The sequence below is a fragment of the Catenulispora rubra genome (assembly GCF_015356825.1).
Lineage (GTDB): Bacteria > Actinomycetota > Actinomycetes > Streptomycetales > Catenulisporaceae > Catenulispora > Catenulispora rubra.
On sequence record NZ_JAACYW010000407.1, the window covers coordinates 1 to 8294 of the forward strand.

Sequence of the window (8294 nt, forward strand, 5' to 3'; positions counted from 1 at the left end):
GGCCAGTTCGGCGTCGAAGCGTGCTCCACTCCCGCCGGCCCGCTGGCGAACGCGAGCAGCACGTTGTCCGTCGCGCGCGTCACCACCGCGCGCACGGCGGGCGGGGTCGGGCCCAGGTGCAGGCAGTCGCCGCTCATCACGCAGGGCCAGTACGTCGTCCCCGCGTCGAAGACGCCGGCCTGCGAGGCCGCCACGTAGTACGTCGTCGTCGCCATGCCGGCCTGGCCGCTCAGGAACCGGATCGGCATCGCCGCCAGCACGTCCACGTCCGGCGGGGTCGTCGGCTCGTTCACGTCCACCTGGTCGTACTCGCCGCCGACCGTGTTGCGCAGCACCTGCCCCGCGGTGACGCCGGTGCCGGCGAAGATCCACGAGGCGGGGTGCAGCACCCGCAGCGAGCCGCTGGCCCCCAGGTAGCCGTAGCCCTCGCCGATCAGTGCGGCTTCCGGGCGGTTCAGGGGCGGCGCGGACCAGTTCACCGTGGCCAGCGAGGGGTCGCGTGCGGCCTGCGGGTCGCCGGTCAGCGAGCGGCGGATCACCACGCGGCGGTCCGGGCCCAGGGGCGAGCCGGTCAGTCGGGCGGCTGTATAGACAGCGTTGGCGCCGAAGAATGCGATGTTCACACCGGTCTGGCGCGCGGCGACCGCGCCTTCGTACATCCGCTTCGTCCAGTACTCCGAGTGCCCGCCGGTGACCACCCCCTTGTGCAGCCGCAGCTGCGCCGGGACGGAGTCGGCGTCGACGTCCGTGAAGTAGTCCGCGTCGATCCCGAGCTTCTCGATCTCCCGCACCAGCGGTAGCTCGTACTGGTACGGCGAGTAGTACCCGCCGTCCTCGTACGGCCGGTCGAAGCTCACCTCGGTGCTGGCCACGGCCTTCCGCGGCGAGTTCGCGTACGCCGAGTGCCCGCCGAACGTGTTGTACGCCTGGTACGTCAGTACACTGGCCTGGAACCCCAGCGGCGCACGGTCCCCGTCGGCCCGCACCACCAACGGGATCGACGACGCGCTCTGCCCCGGCGCCCGCACCACCAGCAGGTAGTACCCCGGCGTCCACCGCACGGTGATCCGGAACGTCAGCGTCGGCCGCCACGGAGCCACGGTCAGCAGGCTCGCCCCGGTCACCGCGGCCCGCGGCTGCGGTTCCAACGCGACGTCCCTGACCTGCCAGATCAGCCGCCCCTCGGTGCCCCCGTAGTACCCCATGCGGTACGCCGACAGCGAAGCCCCCGAAACCGGCGCCAGCGAACTCAGGTATGCGGTCACCGTGTCCCCGCATTTCGCGCTGTCCCGGTCCAGGTAGCCGTTCACGCTCCCGGCACGTGTGCGCTTCGCGTCCTGCCAAGCCGTCGTCCCGGGACGCGCGTTCTCCGCACGTAGCCAGCCCTGAGCCAGTCCCGTCGGGCACCCCGCCGCGGTAGCCGTAGCGGTTCCGGCCGAGGACACACCGATTTCGTCTCCAAAGGTAGAGCCAGAGCCGAAGTCAGAACCGAACCCGGCACTGGCCCCGAAAATCCCCGCCACCCTCTGCTGTATCGGCAGGTCCGCCGTACACGCCACAGCGACCGCGGCAGCCAGCCCCAATCGCAACAACCACGCGGGAAGCGGTACGCCCCGCCACAAGTCCAGCCCGGCAGTGGGCTCCGCAACCGGAGAAGCGGCAGCCGTCGCCTCACTGCCCGCAGGCTCCACATAAACCGGCAGCCAATCACCCGCCGACCGCACGTCTACTCCCGTTTCTCCGCGCCCGCCGAGCGCCGGGCTGGTGCCATCTTGGACCAGCCGCCGGCCATCAGCCCGGCAGGCACGCGAAACGGTTTCCGCGTCGACTCCCGCCCCTCCGTCCCCTCTCCGTCACCCCTCCGTCGTCTTGGGCGGGCCGATACCGACGTCGCTCTGCGAAACCGCCGTGGAGATCAACGCCTGCGGGCTCGGAGCCGGCCGGTGCACGGATGGGTACTTCTTCCCGGCAGGACCCTCTACGAACGTCCGCAACACGTTGCCCGTCATCGCCGCCAGCAGCTTCGACGTCCCCGCATCGACCGGCCGGTCCCCGCACATCCGCGCCATCTGGCAGTCCCAGTACGTCATCCCCGCGGCGAAGATCCCCGCCCCCGACGGATCGGTGTAGTACGACATCGTCGCCATCGTGGACTGTCCGCTGAACACGATCGGCGCGGCGGCGATCACGTCGATGTCCGGAGGGGTCGCGTAGTTGTTCTTCACCGTGTCGTACTCGCCGCCCAGAGAGTTCTTCAGGACCTGGTCCTTGGTGGCCCCGGTACCGGCGAAGATCCACGAGTCCGGCTGGAGCACCCGGAACGCGCCGCCGTCCGCGCCGAGCTCGCCATAAGCTGGCCCGACGATCTGGGCCTCGGGCATCTGCAGCTGCGGAGAATCCCAGTACACCGTCGCCTGCGAAGGGTCGGACTTCGCCAATGGGTCCTCGTTCGCATAGCGGTAGACGACCATGCGCCGGTCCTGTCCCGAGGGAGAGGGCTCCAGGCGTGCGTGCCAATAGGTCTCGTTCGCGCCGAAGAAACCGATGTTGGTTCCCTTGCTGCGCGCGTAAAGGGCCGCGTCATACATCCGCCGCGTCCAGTACTCGGAGTGGCCGCCAATAAGGAGCGCCTTATGCGCGGCGACCTGACTGGGACGCTGGTCCAGGTCGATATCCGTCGTGTAGTCGACGTCCAGCCCCAGCTTCTCCGCTTCCTCCGCCAAGGGGATGTCGTACAAGAAGGGCGCCTGGTACCCGCTCCCGTTATAGGGGCGGTCGAAGGACGCCACCCTAGAGCGGTCCGTGCGCTTGGAGGACAGGTCCTTAGGGCCGTAGTAGAGGCTGTACCGTCCGTAGTTGTTATACGCCTGGTACGTCAATACAGACGCCTGGAGCAATAGCGGCGAGCTCCCGCTTCCCGCCGTTCCATTACCGGCACTGTCGTCCCGGATGATCAGAGGAATCGCATCACCGGTGTCATGTGGCTTGGCGCGCACGATCAGCAGGTAGTAGCCCGGCGTCCAGGCCGACGTGATCGGGATGTGCGTGGCGACCGGCCAGGAGGCCTCCACCGTGTAGGTCGGCGCTCCGGAGTTCTTCACCGGACTCGCGCTCACCGGCACGTGCGACGCGCTCCACACCACGCGCCCGCCGGCACCGCCGTACCAGCCCATCCGGTACGCGGTCACGGACGCGGAGGACACATATCCGGACAGGTGCAGGTCCAGAGTGTCCCCACAGGCCGCACTCACCTGGTTCACGTACCCGGCGACCTCAGAGGTGTCCGAGTCGAAGCTGGCACGCCACGAGGAGTCACCGGACTTGGCGTTCTCGATCTTGGACCAGCCGGCCGGCCGGACCACCGTCGCGCACGGCGCGGACGACGGCTTGGTGCGGTCCGCGGGGAGCTTGCCGACGGGGCTCGACGGTTCCGGGGTCTGCGAGGTCACCTTCACCGGGGGACCGGCGCTGACCGCGGCCGGGGCCGAGTTGCCGGTGCAGCCGTAGCCGAGGGCGAACACCGCGGCGGCGAAGGTGGCGGAACCGGTGACGGCCTTCCAGCGCGCCGCCCCTATAGCGTTTCCCGTCGCGGCATCCCGCTTGTTCATTCGCCTCCGTCCCAGACAGTGACCTAAAGAGTGCAGCGCCACGTTAGCCTTCTGCAGACGGCGATCGCGAACGTCCCCAGCCGAACGGAGCCCCATGGAGAAGGACAAGCCGGCCACGCTAAGCGTCGGCCTCACCGGTGGCATCGGCTCGGGCAAGAGTGAAGTGCTCAACAGGCTCAAGGCCCGGGGCGCCACCGTGGTCGACGCCGACCTGGCCGCGCGCCGGGTCGTGGAACCCGGCACCGACGGCTATGACGCGGTTGTCAAGGAGTTCGGTTCCGAGGTGGTGGGGCCCGACGGGGCGCTGGACCGTCCCAAGCTGGGCACCATCGTGTTCGCCGACCCCGAGCGGCTGGCCGCGCTCAACGCGATCGTGCACCCGCGGGTCGCCGCGTTGATGGCCGAATGGGCCGATGCCGTCCCGGAAGGCGGCATTGTCGTCTACGATATTCCGCTATTGGTCGAGGGTGGGGCGGACCGCGGGTATGCGGCCGTGATCGTGGTCGACGCCGATGAGGAAGTCCGGTATGCACGACTGCTCGCCAACCGCGGTATGTCCCGTGCGGACGCCGCCGCGCGGATGGCTGCGCAGGCATCGCGGGAGGACCGACTGGCGGCGGCGGATTACGTCATCGCAAACAACGGGTCGCTCGAAGACCTCGATCAGGAAACGGATCGAGTCTGGTCCGAGCTGCTTACACTCCGCGATTCAACCATCCGATAGGTTTGCCCGGTGACATCCCTTCCCACGCAGTCTGCTGAGCCGCAGGTGTCCGAGCCCCAGCCCGCGACGGGTTCCCCCAACACCGTCGATGCCCCGGCTGACCTGCGCAAGCGTCCCCCCATGCCGGTCGCTCTGCTGCTCGCCGCGCGGCCGCGGCAGTGGGTCAAGAACGTTCTGGTCCTGGCCGCTCCGCTGTCGGCGGCCAAGCTCGGCCACGCCGATGTGCTGCGTACCTCCGCGATCGCCTTCGTCGCGTTCTGCTTCGCCGCGTCCTGCATCTACTTCATCAACGACGTCATGGACGTCGAGTCCGACCGGCGCCACCCCAAGAAGCGCTTCCGCCCGATCGCGGCCGGCTGGGTCCCGATCCCGCTGGCCCTGGTCTCCGGCACGATCTGCGGAATCGTCGGCCTGGGGGTCGCGGCCATAGCGAACTGGACCACGGTCCTGGTGGTCGCCGTCTACATGGCGCTGCACATCGTGTACTCGATGTGGTTCAAGCACGTGCCGGTCCTGGACCTGGCGATGGTGGCCTCCGGCTTCCTGCTGCGCGCCATCGTCGGCGGCGTGGCGGCGAACCTGGAGCTCTCGCAGTGGTTCCTGCTGACCACCGGCTTCGGCTCGCTGTTCATGGTGGCCGGCAAGCGCTACTCGGAGATGGTGCTGATGGGGGAGGACGCCGCCGCCTCCCGCAAGTCGCTCTCGGAGTACTCCCAGACCTACTTGCGGTTCGTGTGGCAGGCCGCGGCCACCGTCACCATGATCACGTACTCGCTGTGGGCCTTCCAGCTGGCCACCACCGCCAACGGCATCGTGGCCCACAAATCCGCCAAGCCGTGGCTGGAGATCTCGGTCATCCCCTGGGTCTTCATCTTCCTGCGCTACTCGATGTTCATCGACTCCGGCCGCGCCGGGGAGCCCGAGGACGTCGTCCTGAAGGACCGCGTCATCATGGGTATCGGGGCCGTGTGGCTCGCGGTGTTCGCCACCGGCGTGATCCTGGTCGGCGCGCGCGGCTGAGCCGTCCCGCCGCCCGGGGGCGGCAGTATTGAAGTCGAAATGAATATAGGGACGTGAGAGACGTGGCTGTGCCACAGCAGAGTTCAACCGGCGGCGAGGTGCACTCCGAGCGCCTCTACGGCTGGGGCATGACCAGCCCCTCGGTCGCCGACGTCGCCGACCCCACGGCGCTCGACCAGCTCGCCGAGCTGGTCGCCGGCGCCGGCCCGCGCGGCATCATCGCCCGGGGCCTGGGCCGCTCCTACGGTGACCCGGCGCAGAACGGCGGCGGCCGGGTCGTGCGCACCACTTCGCTCAACAAGATCCTCAACATCGACATCGAGAACGGGATCGTCACCGCGCAGTCCGGCGTCAGCCTGCACCAGCTGATGAACACGATGCTGCCGCTGGGCTGGTTCGTGCCGGTCACCCCGGGCACCCGCTACGTCACCGTCGGCGGCGCGATCGGCGCGGACATCCACGGCAAGAACCACCACAGCGCCGGCACCTTCGCCCAGCACGTGCTGTCGATGGACCTGCTCGGCGCGGACGGTCACATCCGCACGCTGACCCCGGCCACCGAGCCGGAGCTGTTCTGGGCCACGGCCGGCGGCATGGGCCTGACCGGGATCGTCACCCAGGCCACCATCGCGTTCAAGAAGGTCGAGACGGCCCGCATCAAGGCCGACATCTGGCGCGCCCCGGACCTGGACGGGGTCCTGGCCGAGCTCGCCGCCACCGACGAGAAGTACCCCTACACGGTGGCCTGGATCGACTGCCTGTCCACCGGGCGCAACCTCGGCCGCTCGGTGCTCACCTGTGGCGACTTCGCGAAGCTGGACGAGCTCCCGGCGAAGGTCCGCAAGGACCCGCGCAGGTTCGCTCCGTTGTCCCTGGGCAAGGTTCCTCCGGTTCCGGTCAGCGGTCTGCTGAACAAGATGACCGGACGCGCGTTCAATGAGATGTGGTTCCGTAAGGCGCCGGTCCGTAAGGAGGGCGTGATCCAGGGCGTGGGTGCGTTCTTCCACCCTCTGGACGGGATCATGGAGTGGAACCGCGTCTATGGCCCTGCGGGCTTCCTGCAGTGGCAGTTCGTGATTCCGTTCGGTGCTGAGGACACGCTGCGTCAGATCGTCGAGCAGATCTCTGCGCACGGCGCTCCGGCGGCTCTGACCGTCCTCAAGCGGTTCGGTGAGGGCAGCCCCGGCTACCTGTCGTTCCCCTCTAAGGGCTGGACTCTGGCGCTGGACTTCCCGACCAACACCGCGGGCCTGGCGCAGCTGCTGGACGACATGGACGAGAAGGTGCTGGAGGCCGGCGGCCGCCTGTACTTGGCGAAGGACTCGCGGATGCGGCCTGAGCTGATGGCGGACATGTACCCGCGCCTTGAGGCGTTCCGCAAGCTTCGCGCGGAGATCGACCCGCACCAGGTGTTCATGTCGGACCAGGCGCGCCGCCTGCACCTGTAGAGGCCCGCTATACGGAGCTCTGCGCAGAGGCTTCTCTAGAGTTCGCAGTAGCTCCTCTAAGGGCCCCCGCAGCTGGCCCCGCAGCCACAACGGATTGGAACAACGGATATGAAGGACTCCCTGGGCGCGGCCCAGTCGCTGCTGGTGTTGGGCGGCTCCTCGGACATCGCCATGGCCACGGCCCGCAAGATGGCCGCCGCGCGCACCAAGAAGATCTACCTGGCCGGCCGCCCCTCCCAGCGGCTGGAGGACAACGCCGCCGAACTGCGCCGCCTCGGCGCCGCGGTCGACGTCGTCGCCTTCGACGCCGCCGCCACCGACGACCACGACAAGGTGCTCTCGCAGGTCTTCGCCACCGGCGACGTCGACGTGGTGCTGATGGCCTTCGGCGTCCTCGGCGACCAGGCCGAAGACGAGAAGGACCCGGCGCGCGCCGCAGCGGTCGCGCACGTGAACTACACCGGCGCCGTCTCCAGCGGCATCGTGGTCGCCCAGGCGCTGAAGAAGCAGGGGCACGGCGCGCTCGTGGTGCTGTCTTCGGTCGCGGGGGAGCGGGCGCGCAGGTCGAACTTCATCTACGGCTCGTCCAAGGCCGGCCTCGACACCTTCGCGCAGGGCCTCGGCGACAGCCTGGTCGGCACCGGCGTGCACGTGATGGTGGTGCGCCCCGGATTCGTGGACACCAAGATGACACACGGCCTGGAGAAGGCGCCGCTGTCCACGACCCCGGACGCGGTCGCCGACGCGATCATCGCCGGCCTGCGCCGTGGCTCGCACACGGTCTGGGCGCCGGGCGCGTTCCGCTACGTGATGTCGGGCCTGCGGCACGTGCCGCGCCCCCTGTTCCGCAAGCTGCCGCTGTAGCTGCTCGCCTGCTTTTTTGTGAACGGCGCGCGTCGGGATCTCCTTCCCGGCACGCGCCGCTTTTACTTCTGGAGCAGCCAGTCGACGGCGGCGGGAAAATCAGCAGCCGTATGCCAGGTCCCAGCGACATCGGCAGCCCGCTGATACTCCCCGGTTTTCACCCGAATGGCCCTGATATCAACCCCCACAGCCCCCGTAACATCCTTCTCAGGACGATCGCCGATAACAACGCACCGCCCGGGCCCAACACCGAGCCCCTCCAAGGCGGCGAGAAACGGCGCGGCATGGGGCTTGCGCACCGCGCGTCCCCCCAGCGCATCAGAGACGACGACGCACTCGAAGAACGCAGACAACCCCAACGCCCGCACCTTCCAAGCCTGCACATCGACATCCCCATCAGTAACCACCGCGAGCCGCACCCCCGCCATCCGGAGCCGGGCCAGCGCCTCGCGCACCCCCGGATATGGCTCCAGCCGCCCCGGGCGATGAGCGCGGAAGACCGCTACTAGGCGGGCGATGAGGTCGGGGGCAGGGCCGAGGCCGGAGCCGGAGTCGGAGTGGGAGTGGGAGTGGGAGTGGGAGTGGGAGCCGGAGCCGGAGCCGGAGCCGGAGCCGGCTGCTGCTGGGGCG

7 protein-coding genes are annotated in these 8294 nt (G+C 68.9%); 4 read left to right on the forward strand and 3 right to left on the reverse strand.

The window, feature by feature from the left end; all coding sequences use genetic code 11:
* On the reverse strand, window positions 1-1445 hold a 1445-nt coding region (locus GWK61_RS50485; protein WP_323748138.1), incomplete at its 3' end, for a N,N-dimethylformamidase beta subunit family domain-containing protein.
* A 408-nt stretch (window positions 1446-1853) separates the two neighbouring features.
* Window positions 1854-3608: a N,N-dimethylformamidase beta subunit family domain-containing protein gene (locus GWK61_RS50490; protein ID WP_194921069.1), complete on the reverse strand. Its 1755-nt coding sequence runs from the start codon at window positions 3606-3608 to the stop codon at window positions 1854-1856.
* A 94-nt stretch (window positions 3609-3702) separates the two neighbouring features.
* Here GWK61_RS50490 and coaE point away from each other — a divergent pair, with 94 nt between their 5' ends.
* The 4 genes from coaE (at window position 3703) to dprE2 (ending at window position 7664) form a co-directional block, all read left to right on the forward strand.
* Window positions 3703-4332, forward strand: a complete 630-nt coding sequence (gene coaE / locus GWK61_RS50495; RefSeq protein WP_194921070.1) for a dephospho-CoA kinase — start codon at window positions 3703-3705, stop codon at window positions 4330-4332.
* A gap of 45 nt (window positions 4333-4377) precedes the next feature.
* Window positions 4378-5352 (forward strand): decaprenyl-phosphate phosphoribosyltransferase, encoded by a 975-nt coding sequence (locus tag GWK61_RS50500; RefSeq protein ID WP_323748139.1) that lies wholly within the window; start codon window positions 4378-4380, stop codon window positions 5350-5352.
* Between the two features lie 62 nt (window positions 5353-5414).
* Window positions 5415-6800 carry a decaprenylphosphoryl-beta-D-ribose oxidase gene (gene dprE1, locus GWK61_RS50505; RefSeq protein WP_194921072.1) on the forward strand — a complete coding sequence of 462 codons (1386 nt, stop codon included), beginning with the start codon at window positions 5415-5417 and terminating at the stop codon, window positions 6798-6800.
* A 108-nt stretch (window positions 6801-6908) separates the two neighbouring features.
* Window positions 6909-7664: a decaprenylphospho-beta-D-erythro-pentofuranosid-2-ulose 2-reductase gene (gene dprE2, locus GWK61_RS50510; protein ID WP_194921076.1), complete on the forward strand. Its 756-nt coding sequence runs from the start codon at window positions 6909-6911 to the stop codon at window positions 7662-7664.
* Between the two features lie 62 nt (window positions 7665-7726).
* Here the strand turns inward: dprE2 and GWK61_RS50515 are convergent, their stop codons facing one another.
* On the reverse strand, window positions 7727-8182 hold the full coding sequence (locus GWK61_RS50515) for an HAD family hydrolase (protein WP_323748140.1): 456 nt from the start codon (window positions 8180-8182) through the stop codon (window positions 7727-7729).
* Window positions 8183-8294: the final 112 nt, after the last annotated feature.

What these genes read in the sequence shown, in the direction of transcription:
- GWK61_RS50490 (WP_194921069.1), bottom strand. Translation starts at nt 3,608, where the DNA reads ATGAACAAGCGGGATGCCGCGACGGGAAACGCTATAGGGGCGGCGCGC.
- coaE (WP_194921070.1), top strand. Translation starts at nt 3,703, where the DNA reads ATGGAGAAGGACAAGCCGGCCACGCTAAGCGTCGGCCTCACCGGTGGC.
- dprE2 (WP_194921076.1), top strand. Translation starts at nt 6,909, where the DNA reads ATGAAGGACTCCCTGGGCGCGGCCCAGTCGCTGCTGGTGTTGGGCGGC.